20 protein-coding genes are annotated in these 25,243 nt (G+C 39.2%); 3 read left to right on the top strand and 17 right to left on the bottom strand.

Annotation, left to right across the window (positions count from 1 at the left end; translation table 11 throughout):
* Window positions 1-36 precede the first annotated feature (36 nt).
* Window positions 37-1,419 (top strand): MATE family efflux transporter, encoded by a 1,383-nt coding sequence (locus A6E04_RS04955; RefSeq protein ID WP_065610277.1) that lies wholly within the window; start codon window positions 37-39, stop codon window positions 1,417-1,419.
* Window positions 1,420-1,495: 76 nt separating this feature from the next.
* On the opposite strand, the gene A6E04_RS04950 is transcribed toward A6E04_RS04955, so the two are convergent.
* The 8 genes from A6E04_RS04950 to A6E04_RS04915 form a co-directional block, all read right to left on the bottom strand.
* Window positions 1,496-2,113: a DUF2931 family protein gene (locus A6E04_RS04950; RefSeq protein WP_065610275.1), complete on the bottom strand. Its 618-nt coding sequence runs from the start codon at window positions 2,111-2,113 to the stop codon at window positions 1,496-1,498.
* Between the two features lie 9 nt (window positions 2,114-2,122).
* Window positions 2,123-2,740, bottom strand: coding sequence for a DUF2931 family protein (locus A6E04_RS04945; protein ID WP_065610274.1), 618 nt, complete (start codon window positions 2,738-2,740; stop codon window positions 2,123-2,125).
* A gap of 9 nt (window positions 2,741-2,749) precedes the next feature.
* Window positions 2,750-3,367, bottom strand: coding sequence for a DUF2931 family protein (locus tag A6E04_RS04940; protein WP_065610272.1), 618 nt, complete (start codon window positions 3,365-3,367; stop codon window positions 2,750-2,752).
* Window positions 3,364-5,166 carry a phospholipase effector Tle1 domain-containing protein gene (locus A6E04_RS04935; RefSeq protein WP_065610270.1) on the bottom strand — a complete coding sequence of 601 codons (1,803 nt, stop codon included), beginning with the start codon at window positions 5,164-5,166 and terminating at the stop codon, window positions 3,364-3,366. Before A6E04_RS04935 ends, A6E04_RS04940 begins: the two co-directional genes overlap by 4 nt.
* Window positions 5,163-5,963 carry a DUF4123 domain-containing protein gene (locus A6E04_RS04930; protein ID WP_065610268.1) on the bottom strand — a complete coding sequence of 267 codons (801 nt, stop codon included), beginning with the start codon at window positions 5,961-5,963 and terminating at the stop codon, window positions 5,163-5,165. The genes A6E04_RS04935 and A6E04_RS04930 overlap by 4 nt, the downstream gene beginning before the upstream one ends.
* On the bottom strand, window positions 5,956-8,010 hold the full coding sequence (gene tssI / locus A6E04_RS04925) for a type VI secretion system tip protein TssI/VgrG (RefSeq protein WP_065610265.1): 2,055 nt from the start codon (window positions 8,008-8,010) through the stop codon (window positions 5,956-5,958). Before tssI ends, A6E04_RS04930 begins: the two co-directional genes overlap by 8 nt.
* Before the next feature lie 280 nt (window positions 8,011-8,290).
* Window positions 8,291-9,298 (bottom strand): tetratricopeptide repeat protein, encoded by a 1,008-nt coding sequence (locus A6E04_RS04920; protein WP_065610263.1) that lies wholly within the window; start codon window positions 9,296-9,298, stop codon window positions 8,291-8,293.
* A 53-nt stretch (window positions 9,299-9,351) separates the two neighbouring features.
* Window positions 9,352-10,671 carry an anaerobic sulfatase maturase gene (locus A6E04_RS04915; protein WP_065610261.1) on the bottom strand — a complete coding sequence of 440 codons (1,320 nt, stop codon included), beginning with the start codon at window positions 10,669-10,671 and terminating at the stop codon, window positions 9,352-9,354.
* A 271-nt stretch (window positions 10,672-10,942) separates the two neighbouring features.
* Here A6E04_RS04915 and A6E04_RS04910 point away from each other — a divergent pair, with 271 nt between their 5' ends.
* Window positions 10,943-11,668, top strand: coding sequence for a formylglycine-generating enzyme family protein (locus A6E04_RS04910; protein ID WP_370527160.1), 726 nt, complete (start codon window positions 10,943-10,945; stop codon window positions 11,666-11,668).
* A 63-nt stretch (window positions 11,669-11,731) separates the two neighbouring features.
* Window positions 11,732-13,402, top strand: a complete 1,671-nt coding sequence (locus tag A6E04_RS04905; RefSeq protein ID WP_065610958.1) for an alkaline phosphatase family protein — start codon at window positions 11,732-11,734, stop codon at window positions 13,400-13,402.
* A 113-nt stretch (window positions 13,403-13,515) separates the two neighbouring features.
* Here the strand turns inward: A6E04_RS04905 and A6E04_RS04900 are convergent, their stop codons facing one another.
* The 9 genes from A6E04_RS04900 to A6E04_RS04860 form a co-directional block, all read right to left on the bottom strand.
* Window positions 13,516-14,427, bottom strand: coding sequence for a LysR family transcriptional regulator (locus A6E04_RS04900; RefSeq protein ID WP_083198950.1), 912 nt, complete (start codon window positions 14,425-14,427; stop codon window positions 13,516-13,518).
* Window positions 14,428-14,490: 63 nt separating this feature from the next.
* Window positions 14,491-15,840: a BatD family protein gene (locus A6E04_RS04895; protein WP_065610251.1), complete on the bottom strand. Its 1,350-nt coding sequence runs from the start codon at window positions 15,838-15,840 to the stop codon at window positions 14,491-14,493.
* On the bottom strand, window positions 15,840-17,567 hold the full coding sequence (locus tag A6E04_RS04890) for a vWA domain-containing protein (RefSeq protein ID WP_017022777.1): 1,728 nt from the start codon (window positions 17,565-17,567) through the stop codon (window positions 15,840-15,842). The genes A6E04_RS04895 and A6E04_RS04890 overlap by 1 nt, the downstream gene beginning before the upstream one ends.
* The gene (locus A6E04_RS04885; protein WP_065610249.1) at window positions 17,560-18,633 is read right to left on the bottom strand and encodes a vWA domain-containing protein; all 1,074 of its coding nucleotides are present in this window, start codon (window positions 18,631-18,633) and stop codon (window positions 17,560-17,562) included. Before A6E04_RS04885 ends, A6E04_RS04890 begins: the two co-directional genes overlap by 8 nt.
* Window positions 18,623-19,156: a DUF4381 domain-containing protein gene (locus tag A6E04_RS04880; protein ID WP_065610247.1), complete on the bottom strand. Its 534-nt coding sequence runs from the start codon at window positions 19,154-19,156 to the stop codon at window positions 18,623-18,625. The genes A6E04_RS04885 and A6E04_RS04880 overlap by 11 nt, the downstream gene beginning before the upstream one ends.
* Entirely contained in the window at window positions 19,153-20,091 is a 939-nt protein-coding gene (locus A6E04_RS04875) for a DUF58 domain-containing protein (protein ID WP_065610245.1), read from the bottom strand. Before A6E04_RS04875 ends, A6E04_RS04880 begins: the two co-directional genes overlap by 4 nt.
* An 8-nt stretch (window positions 20,092-20,099) precedes the next feature.
* Window positions 20,100-21,095, bottom strand: coding sequence for an AAA family ATPase (locus A6E04_RS04870; protein ID WP_023603358.1), 996 nt, complete (start codon window positions 21,093-21,095; stop codon window positions 20,100-20,102).
* 85 nt (window positions 21,096-21,180) lie between these two features.
* Window positions 21,181-23,427, bottom strand: coding sequence for a multiheme c-type cytochrome (locus A6E04_RS04865; protein WP_065610243.1), 2,247 nt, complete (start codon window positions 23,425-23,427; stop codon window positions 21,181-21,183).
* 180 nt (window positions 23,428-23,607) lie between these two features.
* Complete coding sequence (locus A6E04_RS04860) at window positions 23,608-25,158, bottom strand: arylsulfatase (RefSeq protein WP_065610241.1); 1,551 nt, start codon at window positions 25,156-25,158, stop codon at window positions 23,608-23,610.
* Window positions 25,159-25,243: the final 85 nt, after the last annotated feature.

Below are 25,243 nucleotides of genomic sequence, written 5' to 3'. Positions count from 1 at the left end.
CTATAACCTTTACACATTAATATCCACGGTGAATCAGTGCACAGATACCAAAAAGAAATCGTTCGCTTAATCAAGCTATCTACCCCTGTTCTAATTGCGAGTGTTGCTCAAACAGGCATGGGGTTTGTCGATACAGTAATGGCAGGTGGCGTAAGTGCTACCGACATGGCAGCCGTTGCGATTGCAGCCAGTGTTTGGCTGCCTGCTATATTATTTGGTGTTGGTTTACTAATGGCACTTGTGCCTGTTGTTGCTCAACTGAATGGTTCAGGAAAATCGAAAAAAATTCCTTTTGAGATCCATCAAGGCATTTATTTAGCCCTACTGATCTCTATTCCTATTATGGTTATCCTTTACAACGCCGGACATATCATTGCATTAATGAATGTTGAGCCTGAGTTATATGAAAAAACTAAAGGTTACCTACACGCCGTATTGTGGGCTGCACCTGCGTTTTTATTATTCCAAGCATTACGCAGTTTCTGCGAAGGTTTGTCATTAACGATACCAGCAATGGTCATTGGTTTTATTGGTCTTGCCGCTAACATCCCTCTAAACTGGATGTTTGTATATGGCAAGCTTGGTGCCCCTGCCCTAGGTGGTGTTGGTTGTGGTGTTGCAACCGCTATTGTCTACTGGCTGATGTTTGTTGCGATGATCATTTATACGTTTGTGGCGCCAAAGCTACGCCGCGTAAACTTATATGAAAACTGGAACAAACCACAACTAAAAGAAATCTATCGCTTATTTAAACTGGGGCTTCCTGTTGCCTTGTCTATTTTCTTTGAAGTAACCTTATTTGCAGCGGTTGCTCTATTGGTTTCCCCATTAGGCTCTACCGTTGTTGCTGCCCATCAGGTGGCGATTAACTTCTCTTCATTGATCTTTATGGTGCCAATGAGCATTGCGATTGCGGTAAGTATTCGCGTAGGTCAAAAATTAGGTGAAAATGATCTTGAAGGAGCACGAATTGCAAGCTATTGCGGTTTGGCTTTTGGTCTATTAATGGCATTTTGTACCGCTATTTTAACCGTACTTTTTCGCGAATCTATTGCTTATTTATACACAGACAACGTCGAAGTAGTACATCTCGCGGTAAGCTTAATGTTATTGGCTGCGGTTTACCAATGTACTGATGCAGTGCAAGTTGTTGCTGCTGGTGCATTGCGTGGCTATAAAGACATGACAGCAATCTTTAAGCGTACGTTTATCTCTTATTGGATTGTCGGTTTACCTGCGGGATACATTCTAGGCATGACGGATTGGATCGTTGAGCCTATGGGTGTTTACGGTTTCTGGATTGGCTTTATTGGTGGTTTAAGTACCGCTGCTATCCTATTAAGCTTACGTTTACGTTGGCTACAGAAAAACCCACAACACATCAATATGGAAGTCGATGAATTGCAAGTAATGCATTAATCCCATATTCAAAATAAAAATCCCCAAAGAGTACTGCTCCTTGGGGATTTTTATATGTGAAGATCTATGTTTATACCTACCAAATACCAACGGGGACGCCATGCTCATCAACATACGCTTGTGCTTCTTCGCTTAATTCTGGATATATAAAATCATCGGATACTTCCTCTTCGACCGCTTGCACTTTAAATTGCAGTTCATTTTTAAAGCACGTGCCATTTAGAAAGACAGAAATCATTCCATCAGGAGCTAAGCCTAATAATATATTATCTTTATATGGATATAGACCATTATTGAATCCACACCTCATATCATGGTATTCGCTCATTTTCTTTCGTATTTCTTCTGATACTCGAACGCTTTTATTGTACGTTTTTTTATTAGATAAAGAGTGCCATCGAATATAAAACAAACTGGGTAATTCAGTACTTTTAATTGAATAGCCTGAATGAAAGCGTTCTAACCCCTCCCAACTAAGAGGATTTTTAGAAAACTTAGTCGATGTAGTAACCATTCCAGTCCAACCGCCTTCTTTCTTTTCTCCCACAATAAGTAAATTATCTACATATGCTGAATAATATTTGGGTGCCATTGTTGATATTGTCCATTCATCTAATTGCTTTTGTTTCTCAAATAGAGAGCTTCCACAGCCAGATAACAGTAAACAAAAAATACTTAGGATTATCTTAATCATTTTAGATATCTACCAAATACCAACGGGGACACCATGCTCATCAACATACGCTTGTGCTTCTTCGCTTAATTCTGGATATATAAAATCATCGGATACTTTATATTCTATTGCTTGTACTTTAAACTGCAGTTCATTATCAAAACAACCACCATTAAGAAATACCGAAATCACTCCATCTGGAGCTAAGCCTAATAAAATATTGTTTTTATATGGACGGAGTTTATTACTCTTCCCACAACGGACATTGTGATATTCCCTCATTTTATGTCTAATACCCTCAGATATTCTAACATTTTTTTTGTAAGTTTTTTTATTAGATAAAGAGTGCCATCGAATATAAAATAAACCGGGTAATTCAGTACTTTCAATTGCATAACCTGAATTAAAACGCTCTCCTCCATCCCAACCAGAAGGATTAGATGATTCCATTGTTGTATTGCCAACCATACCAGTCCATCCCCCTTTCTTATTTTCTCCAGCAATCAATAATATATCAACTCTTACAGTATAATACTTGGGCGCTAGAGTTGAAATTCGCCATTCATCTAACTGCTCAGATTGAAATAATGATTTAGCAGAACAACCCGAGATCAATAAACAAAAAATACTTAGGATTATTTTAACCATTTTAGATACCTACCAAATACCAACGGGGACGCCATGCTCATCAACATACGCTTGTGCTTCTTCACTTAATTCTGGATATATAAAATCATCGGATACTTCCTCTTCGACCGCTTGCACTTTAAATTGCAGTTCATTTTTAAAGCACGTGCCATTTAGAAAGACAGAGATCATGCCATCAGGGGCTAAGCCTAATAATATATTATCTTTATATGGATATAGACCATTATTGAATCCACACCTCATATCATGGTATTCGCTCATTTTCTTTCGTATTTCTTCTGATACTCGAACGCTTTTATTGTACGTTTTTTTATTAGATAAAGAGTGCCATCGAATATAAAATAAACCGGGTAATTCAGTACTTTTAATTGAATAGCCTGAATGAAAACGATCTAATCCCTCCCAATTAAGAGGATCTAACGATTCCATCGTCGCCTTGCCAATCATACCTTTCCATCCACCCGCCTTCTTCTCTCCAACAATTAGTAATGTATCCCCTCTCACCGTATAATATTTTGGTGACATGGTCGATATTGTCCATTCATCTAATTGCTTTGAGCTCTCAAATAGAGAGTTTCCACAACCAGATAAAAATAAACAAAAAACACTGAATATAATCTTAATCAAAATGGATATCCTTCTTGCTTTTTATGTGGCCACACTTTACGTTCTCGCTCACCGTTATTATTTATTCTAGGCTTCATCGTGTAAAGTCCTGTATCTAATGCCCAATGATCGGAACAATGAACATACTGTTTTAAGATAGAAGAAGATAATGATGTCGGTATATTGTTAATTACTGAAAGCCCTGATAACTCTGTTGACTGATTAGAGATTGACTCATAGTAATAATATAATTTCTGTAAGTTACCATCCAATACTAACGTATCAACTGAAAACGGAACATTATATTCAAGTCCTATTTTATGCATGAATTTAAAAGCTAATAATTGTAGATTAGGTGAAATTTCACGCTTCATTGATAATATAGCTTTATATTTATAATGGTTACTTGTCATTACTATTTTAGTTATATTATTTTCTGAGAAATTATTTGAGGATAATACGTAAGATAAAAACTCTTTTTTTGCATCGTCAATACGTTGTTCTGCTATTTGTCGAAAATGCGCCACTGAAAATTGATCGTTTCGACTGTAAGTTTGGATATAAGGCTTCATGATCAATACATCATCATTCAGATCTCTATAACCCCCGCCAATATCAGAATGTACGCCTAACAAAGCAAATTCTTGATGCTCTGGCGCCACAGAATTTAAAGCAAAGTTATCTCTACATTCATGATGCGCCGTAATTTGTATCACTTTATTAGCTATATTTTTAGGCAGATATAAATTAACGCCATGATTGTATTCATCCGTCGTATCTAGTAAATCTCGCATACAACCAATCGCTGCAACCGTATCAAATAAACCAATAAAATTAATACTAACCTTAGAAGATTCATTTAATTGTAATTTTTCATGTATTAAACCATTATTTTTTTTATGTATCTCATTGGCAAAATGTCTCGCGGTAGCTGCACCACGACTAAAACCAAAAAGATCAAAAACTATATGTATTAAATTACTGTCTAAATCTTTTTCTATAAATAGTTTTACTAATTTGTCACTAGCAAGATTAGATATAGCGATCACACCTAAATCACCAATCCCTAACCCCATATCAGGAAAACGATCATCCTCTTCTTGTGCGTTGGTTCCTACACCTTCCATATATATACGATAGCTTTTACCTGATTCAAATTTATACTCATTAAATAAACGACCTATATTCGTAATCGAATTATCGTAACTTCCTCGCGCTTTCTTTGAATATTCATTTAGATCTGCACAAATATCTTCGTTTTCATCAGGTACAAAACCTTGATCGGCACATTGAGCGCCAAAATCAGCATTAAAAGAGTTGTTTCCTGTTCCATCAAAAAATACCCCAAAACGTATTTCTTGTTTTGTGAAATCTTGAATCTCAATGACGTAACTTTCATTATGAAAAAAAGAAACATTACCTAAGTACCCTTTGTCATGCTCTTTAGGCAATTGATACTCAGGTCCTTTACCCCATAAATCGCCTAAGGTGACATGCTTATATTCTTTAACAGTGTCTTTTTCTCGGCCACCAAGCTCACCTCTAGAAGAATCAATCACAGAAGACACTTCTGATTTATTTCGCATTGCGCGGTTTTCGACAAGATCAATCAACGCTTGAGCTTCCATACTTATTTTAACCAAACCACTCGCAATGTTTTCAATCACATTAATACCGGCTTTTAATCTAACGGTTTGGACCCCACCAACTGCATCTTCAATCGTAATTTCAATGCCTTTATAAGACTTATTATTCTCATCTCGAAAATCAAGTTCAATCCAATGGTTTTCTTTTTCACAAGGAACACAACGATCACTCATGCTCGAATTCCTTTTCTCACTTCATCTTTCATTATTTTATTTTCAATTTGTTGTATAAGATCTATTTGTTTGTCATCTAAATACCACGCATCAAAAACAAATGTATCTTTCCAGTCAGTATCATGAGCGAGTTGGTTAATCGCGTAGGCTTCTAACTCTTCATTCTGAAGATCATAAGCTCTTCCTAACTCCAAATACTTAATAATGCTCGTTTGAAAGTCAGAATATGAATAATGGATTTTTTTCATTAATTCAGGTAATCGCTGCCATGCTTGACGTTCAAGCGCCCAAGCGTGCTTTTTAATGCAATAAGAGAAATGATGATCTTCTATTTTCCACCACGGCTCTGCCTGAACAAGTACACTCGTATCCTCATTTTTATAAATCAGTTCATTATTGCCTACAGAGATAAGAATAAGAGAGATAGCACTACCAAGAAATGTTGATAGTTCTTCTGTACTGAATGTCTTTAGCATTGGTTCTAAAACAACCCTATCGTAATAGCGAAACAACGTAATCTCGCCATCAAGACCCGCAAGGGTAAGGCTCTTCCAATGCTCAATTTGAGTTTCAATATCATCATTATACTGGATAAGAAAACCGGACGGATTCTCATTAAAGTAAGCTAAGAATTCAGTTGTTGGATTAGGCAATAACCATGGGCCAACATCTTTCAGAGCAGAAAAGTCACTGTTTGAGTAAAGTGAATACGCATCACTTCCTCCAAAATGATAAAAACGTTCAATGACACTTTTATCTTCAAGAGGATTAACAATTAGATAGCGGTGTTCATGCATCGTTCAGTTCCTTATTGCATGGCTTTATTGCAATAAAATGCAGTTTTTGTCCATTAATTAGCGAGTTTATCGATGCCTTCATAGGTAATAATCCTACTTTTTCTAACGTTTTATTTAAAGGTAACATCGCCGTAGCGCCTTCATTACCACTACCCCGGCCCGCACTTCCACCAGAATTAAGATTTATCTTAGAACCCATTAAATGAACACCTGCAGGATCAATTTTCACTACGCTTCCCCCTGCTTTTAAAGTGACTTCAGCCCCTGCTTCTAGAATGATTTTTTGCCCCGAATTTAAGTGCAATTCGGACCCTATTTTCATCATCTGCTTACCACCAATCTTAGAATGTAGACTGCTATTAACTTCATAATGGACATCACCTTTAACGGTTTCAAACTGACTTTCATTTACTGTGGTGTTTTTGTTTTTCTTTATCTCTTGGAGTTGATTGTTATGAACAAACTTATGCTCATTATTAAATACCTCAACAACTCGATCATTGTTAATGTGTGTATCTAAATCCCTACCTGCGTGAATATAGACTTGTTCGTTGTCTTTTTTATCTTCAAAACGAAATTCATTAAACGTTTCTCCTCCTACCGAACTTGAAGTTTTAAATGTACTTCGTGTTTTATGTTCAGGAAGTGCATACGGAAGCTTATTATCTCCGTTATAAAGTGCCCCTGTAATAATAGGCTTATCTGGATCTCCATGAATAAAACTGACGATCACCTCGTGCCCTATGCGTGGCAGCACAAATTGGCCATATTGATTACCAGCCCAACCTTGTGACGTGCGTAACCAACAGCTGGTTGTTTCATCACCTTGTCCATTTCTATCCCAATAAAACTGAACTTTCACTCGCCCAAACTCATCACAATAAATTTCTTCGTTACTTGGCCCCGTCACTATCGCCGTATCGGTACTACTAATAAGAGGTTTTGTTTTTGGTTCTAACTTAAAAGGCAAAGTCCAAGGTAAACAGCGAAATGTAGCAACATAATTCGAAACTCCATCAGCAAGTTCTTCTAATACTTGAGGTTGTTTTCCTTGATGGCTGACTTCAGTTAAGAGCCATGTATTATTAAACTCAGGATTAGAATGGCCTACGATTGGTTGAAAATAGCCCGCAGTTAACTGTGCACAATCACTTTCACCAATCAGCTCCAGATTACTTGCTCTATGTTGCTTTAAATGCAATGAGGCGTGTTTAATCGCAAGATCTGAAGATGATTGATTGGCAGGATACACATATTGCGTCAATGGCTTTTCCGAGGTTTGATCCTCTTTATCTTCAATTGTAGACTCACCAAAAGAATGAGTACTCGGTGTTTGAAAATTAAATTCTCGAACCGATACCTTGCCGACGCTTACTTGTTGCTTTCTAATTAATGAAGTAATGGTATTGCCTTCCTTTGCCATTCCATTATCACTGGCCACACATAATGACGCTAACTCAGTATGTGCTTCTGAGCCATCAGCAATAATTAACCGACTCCCTTCTTCTTTATGCTCAAAATAAGAAACCAATCCTTCTTCTGACATCAATCGCTGAATAAAGTAAAAATCACTTTCACCATATTGAACGCAATACTCACGAGGCTCATGCGCATTAAATAACTCAATCTCAAAATGATGACTTAAGATCCCTGCTTGTTGATATATCTCAGTAATGATCTCGGGAACCGTTTTGTGTTGAAATATTTGATAATTGGTTCGATAGTTCAAAAGCGAAAATATAGGAATAAGAGTTAATCGATAAGTACTGTAACGAAAAGAGGTGCTCAATTGCTCTATAGACTCCACGACTCCATGAACATAGCGGGGGGATAAATTAAAGTCTTTAGAATTATGATGATGCAATACAAGTCGCGCAGGAAGTTGAAGCCATTCACCAAGATTAAGCTCTGGATCTTCACATATAAACGTAATCTCAAACTCATAAGAGTCACCTAGTTTCTCTTTCCCTGAAAACTCATAGACTTGTAATGGTATCTTAATAGTGGCAACGTCGAGTTCAAATTGTGCTTGATTAGCGTCCTGCATAACTATCCTTAGGTTTCATCCTGAAACTGACAATAGCATCATTAAGCCATTGAAATTATTGATGTAAGGATAATAATTAACTTAAATATTTTCGCTATTTAAATTGAACAAAATGCGACCAATCACACGCCAACGCTTGAAAATCAATCAAACTAAAATTCATGCCAAAAAGTAATAACCTGAGAGCTAAATGCACTGTATTTATCGTTATACAAAAAAGCCCAAATTCAATAATTTGGGCTTTTTGCTAAAAATCAAAGAACGAAATATAAAATGGGATTTACTTTCGCTTCTCTTTCAACTGCTTAATCACATACTCAGGAGCAACCTTCGATAACGCTTCTAAACACTCATCGCCTTTCTCATTGCCATAACGAATATAGATATCACATAACGCATAAAGTTGCTCTGGTGATCCTGAAATCAGGTACGCTTTTTCAAACGATTTTGTTGCCACAGATAAATCAATATCTTCATGCAACACACCATTTAAATACCAATAATAGCTATTGTTTTCAGCCAATGTTGTTGCCATTTTTATTGACTTAGCGGCATTGTTTTTTTGATTCAAACGCACTTGGGTTAATGCCTTTGAGTAGTATAAGCTTGCTTCTTTTGGTAATTCTTTGATCCCTTTATCTAAAATAATTAACGCTTCAGCATCTTGACTTTGAGCTCGATAATTATCCGATAAGTTAAGCCAAACTTGACTGTTTTTAGGTTCGTTTTTTACTAAAGTTTGATAAATAACGTCTGCATTAGCCCACTCTCCATGCCAACGATATATATCCGCTAATAACAGCTGAGAATTAGAATCGGATTGTGTCTTTAAGTACGTTACCAGTGCTTTATATGGCGCTTCAATTTGTTTTTTCTGCTCTGTATTCATAGAACTGTAATCACGAAGTAAATTCGCAGTCGCAGCCATACGAACACTCGCTTCAGGATCATCCAAAACAGGAGAAAGCATACGCCAGCGATGTTCAAATTGGTATAGATCAGAACCCACTATCGCCGCCTCTCGAATGACAGGGCTAGATTCTTTTAACCCTCTGGCGACGGCAACCAAACTATTTTGATTTGGGTAACGCGCAAGTTGACGTAACGCATCCGCTCTTTTTTCAATGCTTTCATTTTTATTTTGAGCGGTATACGCCAATTGTTGCTCAGGTGTCATACGTTGTGTTTGGTTTGTCGGTACCGCACCTGTTGCGGCATGAGATGGGATTGAAAACCCAAATAAACTGACGAGTCCTATCGCTGCGTATTTTTTAACGGCATTATTCACTGATTACTCTCCACACTTTTATTCTTATTTTCTACTCTTACAACATAAAAAGATTAAAATTTAGTTGAGAATACCGCGGCTCTTTGCGCTTCTGCTCTTTTCGCGTCACTGTATTTCCCTTGTTGTACTGGGTTTCCTAGCATTTTCAAAATATAGGCAATCGATTTATCGGCATGAGCAAAGAACTTATACCAACCTGCACACAAATAATTCAAGCCAGGTTCACCGTCTCTCGTTTTAATAAAACGGTTTTTCGGACATTCACCATGGCACGCAAATTTATAATCACATCGCTGACATTGAGCCGTTAACGTTTTTGCTTTAGCGAAACCAAACTCTTGTTGCTTAAGACTGTATGCCAGTTCATCTAATTCTTGATTATGAATGTTACCAATCTTATATTCAGGATAAACGTAATGGTCACAAGAAAACACGTCACCATTGTGCTCCATTGCTAGCCCTTTTCCGCAAATTTCACCGAGCGTACACAGTGGGTTTTTACGCCCCATCCACGTCTCAACACTCGCTTCAAAGTACTGAACGAACACTTTCCCTAAATCGTGTTGTGCCCATTCATCAAACACGGCAATTAAAAAGTTACCCCATGCTTCATCAGAGACACACCACGGTTCCATTATCGATTCTTTATTACCCGGAATTAAACGTTTATCACCTTGACGTAATTGCACGTCCATTTGTTCTGTTTGAGGGGCGACTGTTCTAAAGCTTTTTTGTTCAACAATAGGGATAAACTGCATTTGAGGAGATTTAACGACATCACGTAGAAAACGGTACACTTCTAAAGGATTGCGACTTGTCAGATTGTTTACACACGTTAATGTGGCGAACTTCACACTATGTTCATGCAATAAATCTACCGCTTTCATGACTTGCTTAAACGTTCCACGACCCGCTTTATTTGTTCGATAAGCATTATGCAGCAATTCAGGGCCATCGATACTTAAACCAACTAAGAAATTATTTTCAGCCAAAAACTCACACCATTGAGGCGTTAATAGTGTGCCGTTGGTCTGTAGATCATTTGAGATAATAATCCCATCTGGTTGGTATTTTTTCTGTAATACGACAATTTTCTTAAAATAATCCAATCCTAATAGCGTCGGTTCACCACCTTGCCATGAAAAAATGATCTCAGGGGTATTTTGACCTTCAATATATTGTCGAATATAGATTTCCAGGGTTTCATCATCCATTTGTGGAGAACACCCTTTTTTGTAATCAAGTAAGTCTTCTTTGCTCAAATAATAGCAATAAGTACAATCGATATTACACACCGCCCCAATGGGTTTTGCCATAACATGCAATCGCTTCGAGGCTTTACCTTGAAATTGAGGACCTTGAGTAATAATCATTTTAATTCCTATTTTTCTAGCAAAATTAATAGTGAGAACTTACCTAATGAATAACCTAATCCACCCTTCAAGTTAAGTCACCAAACAAGTTCTAACTTCATAATAAACAAAAAGAACAAACGAATTAGTTATATACGTTATTCCTATTTGGAAAGTCCTTTCACTGTATGATAAATACTCAATCATTACTGCAGAGGACATCATGTTTAGAGTCTCTTTTTTTACTAATATAAGAACATTATTTGTATCGATATTTCTAAGCACGACCTTAATGGGCTGCATGAGTACTCCACCCCATCCTATTTCTCAAAAAATAGATCAAGATATGGTACGAGTCGAAGGTGGCGAGTTCTTAATGGGATCAGATTCAAACCAAGCGAATAAAGCAGAAAAGCCAGTACACCTTGTTAGCATTAATAACTTTTCTATCTCCAAATTTGAAGTTACTCAAGAATTGTTTGAATCGGTTATGGGCTCCTCTTTAAGTTATTTCCAATCTCCTGATATTCCGGTGAACAATTTAAGCTGGCAACAAGCGAATTTCTTTATAGAAAAACTGAACGAAATGACGGGAGAAACATACCGCCTTCCAACTGAAGCTGAGTGGGAATATGCCGCTCGAGGCGGAAAATTGAGTCAAGGCTATATTTATAGTGGCTCAAACAATATTGATGACGTGGCTTGGTATTCAAAAAACGCAAAAAACCAAGCGCACCCTGTTGGAATGAAACAGCCCAATGAACTAGGCTTATATGACATGACTGGTAATGTGGGTGAATTTGTAAGTGATGCTTATGACGATAATTTTTATCGTTATTCCCCACAAGATAACCCAACAAATGCTCGTGAAGAAGCCAGTGGTTTAGCACATAAATCGGTGCGGGGCAGCAGTTTTTCTTATGACGCGGATGAGTCAGAAAACTACCGTCGAGACTTTGCAAGCCAGTCCATAATCATGTCTGATATGGGACTGCGTTTAGTAAAAGACACAAAATAATAAGACACACTACCAACATACTTTGGCAAGGAACCCATAATGAAAAATAAAACATTACATTATATGGCACTAACGGGAGCGCTTATCATTCCAATGACCTCGTTCGCTGCGGACCAAAAGCCCAAACTCGTACTGCAAATTACCGTCGATGCCTTAAGGGGAGATTTGCTCAAACGATACAAAGCCAATTTTGGTGATGATGGTTTTCGTTATCTTATGGATGATGGTACCTATTACACCAATGCGTATTATCAACATGGTAATACAGAAACCATTGTTGGACACGTATCACTAGCAACCGGCGCTCCACCGAGTGTTCATGGTATGGTCGGTAACGTTTGGTATGACCGAAACAAGGAACGATTGGTCTATAACGTAGAAGATGGCAATTACGATATGCTGAGCTCAGGTGCCGGTGTAAATAAAGACACAGAAATTGACCCAACCCAAAAAGTCGCAACCAAAGATGGGCGATCACCTGACCCGATTTTATCCACAACCTTCAGCGATGAGTTAGCTATTTCCAGTAATGGGGCATCAAAGATATTTTCCGTTTCAGTAAAAGACAGAGGCGCAATCTCTCTTGGTGGCCATTCAGGTAAAGCGTTTTGGTTTTCAAAAGCAGAATCAGAGTTTGTAACCAGTACTTACTATTATAATGAATATCCAGAATGGGTCACCGCGTGGAACAAACAAAAACTGGCCTCACAGTATTCAGGTAAACGATGGGAGCTCTCCCTTCCTCCAGAACAATACACATTAAAAGAAGGCAATCCCGATTACAAAGTAGATCTTGCCGGATTCAAACGTACCTTCCCTCATCCATACGGCCCTGCGAGCTATAAATATTACAGCACGATGTTAACCTTAAGCCCTGCTGGTGATGAGCTTACAGAAAACTTCGCAAGCACACTGCTGAAAAAAGAGAATCTAGGAAAAGGAAAATTTACCGATTATTTAGCCGTCAGCTTTTCAGCAAATGACTATGTGATCCATATGTATGGCCCTACAAGTTTAGAAGCCGAAGACAACTTAATTCGATTGGATAAAACCATTACGAAGCTGTTGAAAAATGTCGACGAGCAAGTTGGATTAGAAAACACTCTGATTGTACTGTCTGCCGATCACGGCGCGCCCGAAGCACCTGCGGTAGTCAATGCATTAGGGGCTCAACAACCTGCGCTCTTTGATCAGAAAAAATTAATCTCTCCTCAATTATTAACTCGTTTAAAAACAGAGTTTGGGTTAAGCGAAGACGCAATTCGTTTATATGCTCAGCCTTATATTTATTTAAATCATGATGTCATTAAAAAGAAAGGAGTTTCCCTTGAAAAAGTTCAAAAAGCCGTCGCAGAAGAACTTCTTAAAGTAAAAGGGATTGCTTATGCAGTGACAAGTTCTGATATAGAAAAAAATCAAGTCCCTAATACTCATACTATGCAACTGGTTAAAAATAACTACTACCCAACACGTTCTGGCGATGTTTATGTTGTCTATCAACCGCGTAACTTCATCAATGACATGGGAGGATTAACCATTGCCTCAACTCACGGTTCACCGTGGCGTTACGATACGTATGTTCCCGTCATTTTTGCGGGATACAATATTGATGACGAGAAAGTAAGTCGAGAAATAACACCTTATGATATTGCCCCAACGCTATCAAGTATCTTAGGCATAACTCAACCAAGTGGCGCAACCGGAAACGTATTAACAGAAGTCACAAGCAACTAACCTGTTAAATATACGAAAAAAGCAGCATTGAGAAATCAATGCTGCTTTTTATTATGCTCAATTAAAGCAATAACGTCACAGCTCTCATAAAGAGCCCTGCAATATAATGGAATTTAATCCGTGTTTAACTCTATTTTCACTGCTTTTTGAATTTGTTGTCTCAACCATCTATGTCCACTTTCAGCCGTTCTACTCGGATGCCAAATCGTACACAAGTCATGTTGTTGACGACCAAAAGGTAAATCTAATGATTTTAAATTGTAATACGCACCTAAATCATCAATTGCCGATTGTGGCAACATTCCGATCATCTCTGTTGAACCAATAATCGGCATCATTTCAAATGCCCCTGCAGCTCTAATTACAATATTTCGAGCCTCAAGTTCTCCAATATCATCAGCATTTAACAAGCTACTGCGACTGTGCCAGCGTGATGCAGCAACATGTTCTTCTTTTAAAAATTCGTCTAATGAAATGGAATCCCCAATTCGAGGGTGACTTTCACTACAAACGACTCGTAACCTTTCGGTATAAATCACCTCAGACTTTAAAATCGTACGACCTCGGATTGCCATATCAATAACTAAATCATACCGCTGTAAACGCAGATCAGATTCAAGATCCTCTGTAAATTGAGGATGAATTTCTAATGAAACATTCGGTGCGCATAAACGAATGTGTTTCACTAATTTAGGGATCAATGAATAACTCACTGTCGATACGACAGCAATAGAGAAAATACGATTAGATGTTTTAGGATCGAACTCCCTTGAGGCCGATAATGTTGAGGTGAAATTCTTCAGTGCCGCAGACATCGCTGGATAAATATCAGAAGAGAATACCGTTGGCTCTACTCCTGATGTATTTCGATGAAATAAAGGATCATCGTAAATTTCACGTAATCTTTTTAATGCTTTACTGACAGCAGGTTGGCTAATGCTCATCCTTGCTGCTGCTTTAGAAAGGTTCTTCTCTTCATAAATAGCAACGAAGATAGGAATAAGGTTAAGCTCTGTACTTTTCATAACTACTGACACTGCTGATTTATCCTGCATTCACTGTATAGAGCTAAAGGTATGACACAACCTCTAATCATCACTTTTGTGTTGATACTCTTGGTTTTTCTCATATTTTTCTCGCTGTTGACTCAACTGAGGAAATACCTCTTTTGGTTTCCATTTACCCCACAGAGAAGACAATCCATTTATTGGTTGGGAAATCTGTTTCCATAAACGCCTAGACAACGTCTTTGTAATTGCATCGGTTTGAAAGTCAGACGTCTCTTGCTGCCAATCCTTTGTCGTACGATATTGCTTTAATTCCAATTGGTTATTTCTAGATCTCAGTGCTCGATAAAGAAAAACTCGTACGGTTCCCCACTCTTGTTTTTTCACCGCTTTTGAATACACAAACCAAGCCGGTAATGGATGAGTTTGATAATAACGAATTGTTTTAACTGCGATAAATAATACAACTAAACCCAAGCTAACCAAAACGCTCAATAATTGCCAATATTGATGTAACCAAGAACTCAAAGTATGAGTGACAGCAAACGATTTTCCATCAAGCGTAATGGTTTTTAATTCTTGAGCATCGGTATCCCACCAGGTTAAATTAATTGGGGGGAAGGTCAGTTCTCCCCCATTTTGAAGCACATAAACGACCGATTCTTTTCGCTCAGACAAATAATCGCCACGCGTTTGAGAATCACTTAATTGATTTGGCTGAGCATACGTTTGATAGTTAACGGTTGATGTGGCACTAATCAACTCAGGGATTAACATCGCTAATGTGTCAGATCCTTTTATCGTTAACGTACGAGTTATTGCATCACCCGCTTTTAATTCATCGTTCGATTTATCCCATTCTTGTTCTATCGAAAAATCACAACCAGAAACCCATTTAGATTCATCACTTAACAATCCAGAAGGTGTTATGGCTGAAAATTGTTGAGGATCGGTATACAACACACCAGAAGCGTTACCACCACCGTCTCGTGAGACTTGAACCTCAACCGCTGTTGGCGGAACAACAAAATTGCCTTCTGATTGTGGGTATAACGTCACTTCCCAACGTTGGTGTGTCCACGTTGTTCCATTTCGTCTTTCTGTAAAGTTTGTTGCCAATTGATTGCGTTGTTTTGCGACTACATTTGGAATTTCGATAGGGGCGATGCGAGTTCCGCCAGTAAACCACCTTGGCGTAACCACTTCAATATATAGTATAACTTGTTGATTGACGGCGTACGTTGGCGGTGTCTTATCACTATTTTCTTTGCCGATATCCGTATCAGTTAACCACGTTGTGATTGTGATTTGGTCTGACTCAGCCAGCTTTTCGGCTGCATGAGAACGAGCACTAAAACTCAGAACCGTTAATACAATCACAACCAAAAGACAAAGGTGTATTGCGCGACGTTTATCATTATTTTGAGACATTACTTCACCTCTTTATTATTTGGTTTTTCACGCTCAGATAACTCGGTATTTGGCTGCTCTGTATTCGATTGAGCTCGAAGCTGTAGCTGGAATTTGGCACGTAAAAAATACTTAGGATCCGCCTCAACACGACGTAACCATTTATCAGCTAACTCTTGGCTTCCTAAGATTTCATTCGCATTCAGTTTTTCTTCTTTCATCATTGCAGCATCGACTTCTTCATCAGCACCATCGCCCGTTTTCGGCTTATCGTCACCTAATTCCAAAGATTCTTCCGGTCCATCGGTTCCCCCTTCTTGGCTTTTACTCATCCGATTAACTTCATCAACAATGCCTTGCATTATTGCCAAGTTAATTTCGACCTTTTTTTTCAGATCATCATCAAGATCTCTTTTTAACAACAACTGATATACGTCACGAGCAGCAACATATTCTCTTTGTCTTGCCAGTGAATTACCGGCATTAAAAATCCCTACATCCGATTTCACTTGTAAAAAAGCACTGTGAGCTAATTTGTATTCTCCAGCATAGTAATACGCAATCCCTTTTTTAAGAGGATCTTTATACCCTTTCGCAGCCTCAAGATATTCCGATTGATTAAAGTACCATTGCCCTTGTTGGTCAGGAGTTAACCATAAGTTCATCCACGACTGAGTTGTTTTTTCCCATAGCGTCACTTCTTTAACGGGCTCATTTGTTTTGGCTTTTAAACTCACCGTTTCTGCGTAGGTTGGCAGAGAATAAAAACTAGGGAATACAACCAGTGCCACTAAACACCACTTCACTAACCACCCTTTTCTAAACCACGATAGCATCAGTAACGACATAGGAAATAAAAGAAAATACCCCATGTCTTTCCATGGCATTGCCGATTCATTATTAAGTTGCATATGACGTTCAATCTTGCCATTTAATGCCTTAACATCACTATCATCGATCGTGACCTCAACCACGCTGCCATTACTTTTATTCGCTAATGACTTGAGTGATGAAAGATCCATTGGGTTATCGCTGGCTCGATCTCCATTCCCTGCGGCAAGTACCAACAATTGATGTTTACTCGTTGAGAAATACGTTTCAAAAGCTTGAGTCGTTGCAGGGTTTACACCATCAGAAATCAACAATACCGTGCCTACACTTTCAGATCTCAACTGCGGCTCGATTAATGGCAATGCGGTTTCTGCACTCTTGCCTTCAATGGGCATGATGTCCGGTTGAATAGCGGCTAAAAATGGCGCAAAAACAGAGTCATCTTTGGTTAATGGCATCGCTAGATGTGCGGAGCCAGAAAACACAATCAATCCGGTTTTTCCACCTTTACGCAACGCAATTAAATCTCGGATCTTTTGCTTTGAACGTTCTAAACGATTTGGAGCAAGATCTTTTTGCAACATCGATTCACTGTTATCCAGCACAATAAGCAAAGCCGCTTTGTCTTCCCCAAAAGGAGACGCTTCACGCTCCCAAGTTGGACCTGCACACACAATGATCGCCACAAACATCGACACACTGAGTAATTTAAGCGGCAATTGTTTTTTCCATCCCGCCTCATTAATCGTTAGTGCACTGCGTAAATGTTTAGGAAGTTGTTGTTGCCATTCATTCTTTGAGTCTTGTTTCCAGCGTAAATAAATGACAATGCCAAACGGAATTAAGACCAATAACCATAACGGACGGACGAAATGAAATTGGTCGACAATTTGTTGCCACATCAGGGAATCAAACATGCTTTTCTCCCGATTTAACATGACGCTTAATGGTCGCAAAACCAAATGCCAGTAAATACATCACGACAATCAACATTATTGGGTATTGATGAACCGATTGTTTTGGTCGATAAGTGGTGCTTTCATACAATTGAGGCTCTAACTCACCAATGGCTTCATAAGCTTGCTCTAATTCTTCGCGGTTAATTGCTTGGAACGCTTTTCCACCAGACGCCTCAGCCACTCGATTAATCACATCCATATCTAACGCTTGCTCACCTACAGTTCTTGGATCGCCCATTGCTATCATATGAATACGAACGCCTTTTGCTGCCGCTACTTTGGCTGCATCAATCGGTTCAACATAGCTTCCAGTATCATTACCATCTGTTAAGACGATAACGACTTTCTCGCGAGGTTTCCCTGCTACGTTATTCTCAGAGGTGTCTTTATTGCTCTCTTCCTCTGTTGCACTTTGTTCAAATACTTTAATCGCTAACCCTATTGCATCCCCCAGATGGGTACTTTGTCCTGCCATTCCAACGTCAGTTTGATTTAATAGCTCTAACCACACTTTCTGATCGGCGGTAAATGGGGTTTGTACAAACGCCGCATCACCGAAAAGTATTAACCCTAAGCGGTCACCTTTACGGGTGTTAACAAAATCTGCTAACACTTCTTTGGTTGCTTCTAAGCGTGATATTTTTTGAACATCACCTTTGCTAGACGACGATTTAGAGACGAAATCGGTCTCTGCCATCGAACCAGATAAATCCACTACCACCATTACATCTCGACCTAAACTTACACGTGTTTGCGGTTCACCCAAAATAGTCGGTTTAGTTAATGCAAAAATCAGTAAACACCATGAAATAATAAGAAAGGCTTTTTGCCAATGACTTGCACTTAGCTGGCTCGCGCCTTCAGAAGGGCTTTCATCTAACGCTTGTACTAACACATCAAAAAAAGGCACTTTGATTGCTGATTGACGAGTTCGATAAGCAGGAATAAGCCAATAAATAATAATAGGTAGTGGCAGCATCCATAGCCAATAAGGATTCGCAAACTCCAGTTGATTAAACTGCATGCTTTTCTCCTTTTTGTTCGACTTGTGGCTCAGCATGATCCGCAAGCCATTGCTGACACAGTACGATTAATTCAGCCAGTTCTTGTGATGATAGCGCGTGTTTCTGTTGTACTAACGATCGTATCCATTTCAGGCCCAATTCGTCATGAAATAGAACATCACTGGTTGAGTAATAATCTAAATCAACGAGAAAAGCCTCGCCAAATACATTGGCTTTATTTGGGTTTAAATAAGTTAATACCGCTTTCATTACTTCAAAGAGATCATAATTAAGTAATGGTGGCGTATTTTGTTTATCCATCGAATTCTGCAGTAGAGCGACTAACGCAATCGCTTCACGACGATATCGATTTTCCCACCATTTTTTACTCCATTGAACCGCTTGATAAACAATAAAAACAGCCAGAATAACCGCGACAATTTTCCAACCAATGGTTTGAGGAAACCAACTCACATGATCAGGAACGGTTACTTCACTCATTTTTCTTAGCATATAACTGCTTGGTGGCTCATGAATACTCATCGTCTGCCTCCAATTGCTCGCTTAAATTGCTCTATATGATTGCCAGACGTATCGGCTTCAATAAGCGGAAGTCCTTTTGCTGCCATCAATTGAATCAATTGTTCTTTCTTTAAATCTTGATGTTCACTCAACCCTTTATTGGCTAAATCAAACTTCTTCGCATCACTTAAATTGAGCTGATACGATCCATCACCCACAACCCAATCACTGTTTTGTGAGGGAAAGTGAGATTCAAAAGGATCGGAGATTAATACCCCTAATACATCATTATGTTTTTGAAGGTGCTTTAAATGGGTGATCTCATCAGGCGTTACGCCATGCCAATCACTGAAGATAATGATAGTGGCCTCTTTCAATTTTAATCTACCCAATAGAGTAACAAATTGAGAAAACCCAACATCATCGATATCTTTACTTGTTACATCAAGAGATTGATTTTCATTGGATAACAATTGCAATCGATGGAGTAAATCCCCTTGGGAGCGTTTGGGTTTTAACCAATGAATTTTCTCGCTTGAACTGATGACAAATCCCACTCTGTCACTGTCTTGAAGAATGCGCCATGCGGTCAGTGCAGCTAATTCTGCGGCCACCACCGATTTCATGGTGTCAATAGAAGAGAAATACATGCTGCTACGCTGATCGACACACACAATAAAGTTGCGATCTTTTTCTTCGGTGTACGATCTAACATGAGGCTTTCCGGTTCGCATCGTTACCTTCCAGTCAAGATTACGAATATCATCCCCGAGTTGATAATGTCTTAGCTCCTCAAAATTTAAGCCTCGTCCACGAAAAATAGACGAATGACGACCAGACAAAGCAGTACCTGATTTTAAATTCGGTAATAAACTGAACGCTCTTGCTTGAGATTGCAGTTTTACTAATTGGCTGTATTCGCAATGAATACGAGTATCTGTGCTTTTTTCGCTCATAAAAAGCCCTACCCAATAACAACGTGATCCAATAATTCGTCTATCACTTGCTGCTGAGTCACACCGTCTGCCAATGCGTCATAACTCAGTGTAATACGATGCCCCAATACCGAATGTGCCATTGCACGAATATCATCAGGCTCTACATAATCTCGACCTTGCAGCCAAGCATAAGCACGCGCACATTTATCAAGTGAAATTGATGCACGAGGGCTCGATCCTATTTCTATCCAACGAGACAGGTTTGTTTCTGAATAACGCTCAGGTTTACGTGTCGCCATAACCAAAGCAACAATGTATCGCTCACTGATCTCAGAAACCTCGACAGACGAAAGCTCAGATCTAGCTTGCATAACCATTGAGGGATCTAATTGAATCGATGCTTCTACTTCTGATTGTTCTGTTTGACGTATTTTATTGCCGGACTCTTCCCCTCGCACAAGGCGAATAATATCTAATTCAGCGTCATCATCTGGATAATCAACCGACACCTTCATGATGAATCTGTCCATTTGCGCTTCAGGCAACGGATAGGTTCCTTCTTGCTCTACTGGGTTCTGTGTTGCAAGTACCATGAACAATTCTGGTAATGTATGGGTTTGATCACCAACGGTAATGGTGCCTTCTGCCATTGCTTCTAACAATGCAGCTTGAACCTTGGCTGGCGCACGGTTAATTTCATCCGCCAATACAATGCTGTTAAAAATAGGCCCCGGTTGAAAATGCAATTGCGGTTTGCCATTTTGCTCTTGGTATATCTCTGTACCCGTCACATCGGATGGCAGTAAATCGGGCGTAAATTGAATTCGCCCAAACGACGTATGCAAATTATCCGCTAGCGATTTTACCGAGCGCGTTTTGGCCGTTCCCGGTAAGCCCTCTAATAAAACGTGTCCTTGAGTTAATAACCCAATGACAAGTGAACGAACCACATGGGATTGACCAATCACTGATTTCTCCACTTGAGAAATAAGCGAGGTAATAGCCTGTTGAGTTTGATTCATGTTTTCTCCTTAAGTCCACTTGTCTGATTTTTTATCTATAATCCATTCTAGTTAAATCCATCATAACTATTGGTTATAGTGCTCATTAATAAAGCCGTTTCTTAAGATCTGCGATCACATTTTTAGGGGCATATTGCTCCAATTGGGTAATGCATTGTTTTGCTTGTGGTGATTTGGCTTTTAACAATTGATCACACCGAGCGAATAAATGTTGAGGATTACCACTTAAACTGAATGCTTTCTCTAATGCTACCGCACCTTTATTGGCATCTATCCCCTCTAAAGAAAGGCCATATACATACCAGTACTGCGCATTTTGTGCTTCAGTTTCTGTTGCTTGTTTAAAGTAATTCGATGCTTCTGTTTTCTTACCTAAACGCAATAATGACAATCCAGCGCTGTAACGTAATGCGCCAGATTTAGGCTGTGCTTTGATCCCTTGTTGCATCAACGTAAGGCCTTTCATTTCATCGCCTTGAACTCGATACAAATCCGCAAGGTTTACGTAACTGTTCACAAAGTACGGTTCTACATTAATCGCCCCTAAATACGCTTCTTCTGCTTTTTCAAACTCACCTTGTGCTCGATATACGTTACCTAAATTAGTCCGACCAAAACCTCTATCTGCATTAAACAATTGAACATTCATGTACTCATTAAGTGCTGGCGTTAATTGCTCACGTTGAAGTGGGTTCCATTCAGGCCAGTACGCCGCTAATGCTCCCGCTGCCTCAGCACGAATACCCAATACGTTATCCGTTAGTAAGGGCGACAATATCTGCCAACGATCATGAGATGGGTATCCTGCCGATCCTTGAATAGCCCCTAGACGAATTAACTCATCATCATGTTTTACCGCTCGACCCAATGCCACTAAGGTATTTTTACTTGGAAACGCGCTTAAACGTTGTAAAGCAGAACCCCGAATAATGCCTGATTGTTTTGCATCTTGTGCTGTATATGAAAGTGCATCTCCTGCTCCGCGATAATTAATGTCTGAGGCATAGAATGCCACAGCAAAATGTTGCTGATTTCGATAAGCAGAATCAGGGAACCATTCACCGACTTTTTTATCTGCCCACACATCGTCTTTCTCTTCATGACATTGAGTACACACATTAGGTGTCCCGATGTTTTTACTTAAATCGGGTCTTGGTATTTGCCAACTGTGATCTCGTCTTGCGTCTACGCCCATGTACGTTGTTTCTGGCATATGACACGTTGTACATTGTGATGCGTCTGTATTGGCTTCATGGAAGGTATGTTTTTCAGGTGTATATTCCGATGCAATGTGACATTGGCTACACACGGCTTGCTCTGGAATATCTAATTTGGTTGAATGCGGGTTATGGCAATTAGTACAAGTTACGCCCTTTTCTGCCATTTTTGATTGCATGAAAGAACCGTATACATAATCTTCATCATAGATCTGACCATCGTTATGGTATAAATCAGAAGTAATTAAGCTCGGTAAATAACTGTCTAATAAAGATCCTTCTACATGTGCTTGATCTTCATTAATTTGAACTCGACGGCTATGGCATTGCGCGCACACCACGACTTGGTCAGTTTGTGTAATCTCTTTTGGTTGAAGCGTTGTATGCCCTTCTTTAAACACCCACTCTTTTACTGATTTACTTAAATCACGATCAAAACCATAATGGGGGTTGGTGGTTTTCTCTTGGTTTTCACTCCATGCAATATGCTCACTTGCAGGGCCATGACAGGCTTCACAACCGACATTAATTTCAAACCAACTGGTATTATAGGTATCCGTCTTCGCGTCGTAATTCTTCTTTACGTCGGTTGAGTGACAATCGGCACACATGAAGTTCCAATTTTGACCGGTATTAGTCCAATAGAACTCATCGGTTTTTTCCATATTGGGGTAAAGGTGATACCAACGTTGACCACCTTCTTTCTTTTCTCTTGAATCCCACGCGAATGGAATTAATTGAATACGCCCATCTTCAAACTCCACCATGTATTGTTGCAATGGCTCGAACCCAAAGGTGTAGCTAATTTTGTAATCATGAAATTTACCATCAGGCCCTTCGATATTGACCCAATATTCATCGCCTTTCTTAAAAAAACGATTTGGTTTTCCTTTAAACTCAAATATTACCTCATTGAAATCACCAAACACGCTGTCTTTATCCGCGTGTTTCATGGCCATTTCATGATCAGAGCCTTTCCATGCGTCAACCGCGTCTTCATGACAACCAACACACGTATCACTGCCCACAAAATCCGCAGAAAATACAGTTGATGAAAATGTCATTATGCTCATCCATACCACGAAAAATCCATAGACGATTCTTTTACTGCTCATATACATCCTTGTATTGGTATTTATTTGGTTCTTTATCTTTAAAACTAAAGATAACAATCATTTAGATATAGCTTATATAACGTCTATTTTCCATCCAAGCTATAGGTTCTGTGAATTAACGAAGGTTTCGACTAAAAATAAAAAGGGCTCCGAAGAGCCCGATTAATACACAATATTATGTTACTTACTATTATGTGGTTGTTGCAGTTTTTCCATTACTTGGTCCAAACTGAAACTTGCTGCTTTTTGGCGTGGAGGGAACTCTTCGAACGTAGCTAAGAAATTCGCTACGTAGGCTTGAGCAGGGACAAACATATAAGCGCGATCCAATAACCAATCGTAATACGTATTTGACGTTACATCAGCCACTTCGTATGGGTCCATACGTAAATTAAACAATTTAGGTAAACGTAGAATAACTAAAGGTTCTGCCCAAATTGCTAACGTACCTTTCATACGTTGCTCCATGAATACCGCTTTCCATTGATTATAACGAAGCGCAGCTAAGTCACCATCATCGGTAAAGTAGAAAATCTCTTCACGACGACTTTTCTCTTCTTTACCAGTTAAGTAAGGTAAGAAGTTGTAGCCATCAAGATGGTTTTTGAAACTCTTATTACCAAGTTTAACCCCTTTCTTTAGACTTTCTTTAATTTTGTCATCCCCCGCAGCAGCGGCAAATGTTGGTAACCAATCCATGTGGTGCATAATTTCATTAGAAACCACACCCGGTTCAATTTTACCCGGCCAACGAACCATAGCAGGAACACGGTATGCACCTTCCCAGTTCGTATTTTTCTCACTACGGAACGGCGTTGTACCCGCATCAGGCCATGTATTCATGTGTGGACCATTATCCGTTGAATAGAACACAATCGTATTGTCTTCAATACCCAGCTTATCAACGGCTTTCAATAATTCCCCAACGTGGTTATCGTGCTCAACCATGCCATCAGCGTAGTTACTAATGCCAGTTGAACCTTGAAGCTCAGGTTTCACGTGTGTTCTAAAGTGCATACGCGTCGCACTCCACCACACAAAGAATGGCTTATCGGCTTTCACCGCACGCCCCATGAAATCAATTGCCGCAGACGCAGTTTCATCATCCACGGTTTCCATACGTTTACGAGTTAGTGGACCGGTATCTTCAATTTTCCCGTCGGCATAAGAATGGATAACACCACGAGGACCATATTTTTTACGGAATTCAGGATCTTTAGGATAATCAATATTCTCAGGCTCTTCTTCAGCATTTAGATGATAAAGGTTGCCAAAAAATTCATCAAAACCGTGGTTTGTTGGCAGCATGTCATCTTTATCGCCAAGGTGGTTTTTACCAAATTGACCTGTCATGTAACCCATTGGTTTTAGTACTTCAGCAATCGTTGCATCTTCAGGTTGTAGGCCAATATCAGAGCCAGGGAGCCCAACCTTACTTAATCCGGTACGCAAAACACTCTGCCCGGTAATAAATGTAGAACGTCCAGCAGTGCAAGATTGCTCACCGTAATAATCGGTAAACATCATCCCTTCTTTAGCAATACTATCAATGTTCGGTGTTTTGTATCCCATTAATCCAAAGGTGTAAGCACTGATATTTGATTGACCAATATCATCCCCCCAAATAACTAAGATGTTTGGTTTCTCAGCGGCGACAGTATAGCCAGAAGCGCCCATTAGAACGGCTGCTAGAATACTTAATCTACGTTGGCTTCCCTTTTTAACTTCCATATAAACTCCTGTTTCCATTAATAAAAGAGCATCTGTTAATGTATAGTACACAAAATAAACATCAGCAATAAAATAATCAACATTT

The sequence above is a fragment of the Aliivibrio logei genome (assembly GCF_001691055.1).
Taxonomy (GTDB): domain Bacteria; phylum Pseudomonadota; class Gammaproteobacteria; order Enterobacterales; family Vibrionaceae; genus Aliivibrio; species Aliivibrio salmonicida.
The sequence above is the reverse complement of the archived record's forward strand: the minus strand, read 5'-3'. Positions and strand labels throughout refer to the sequence as shown.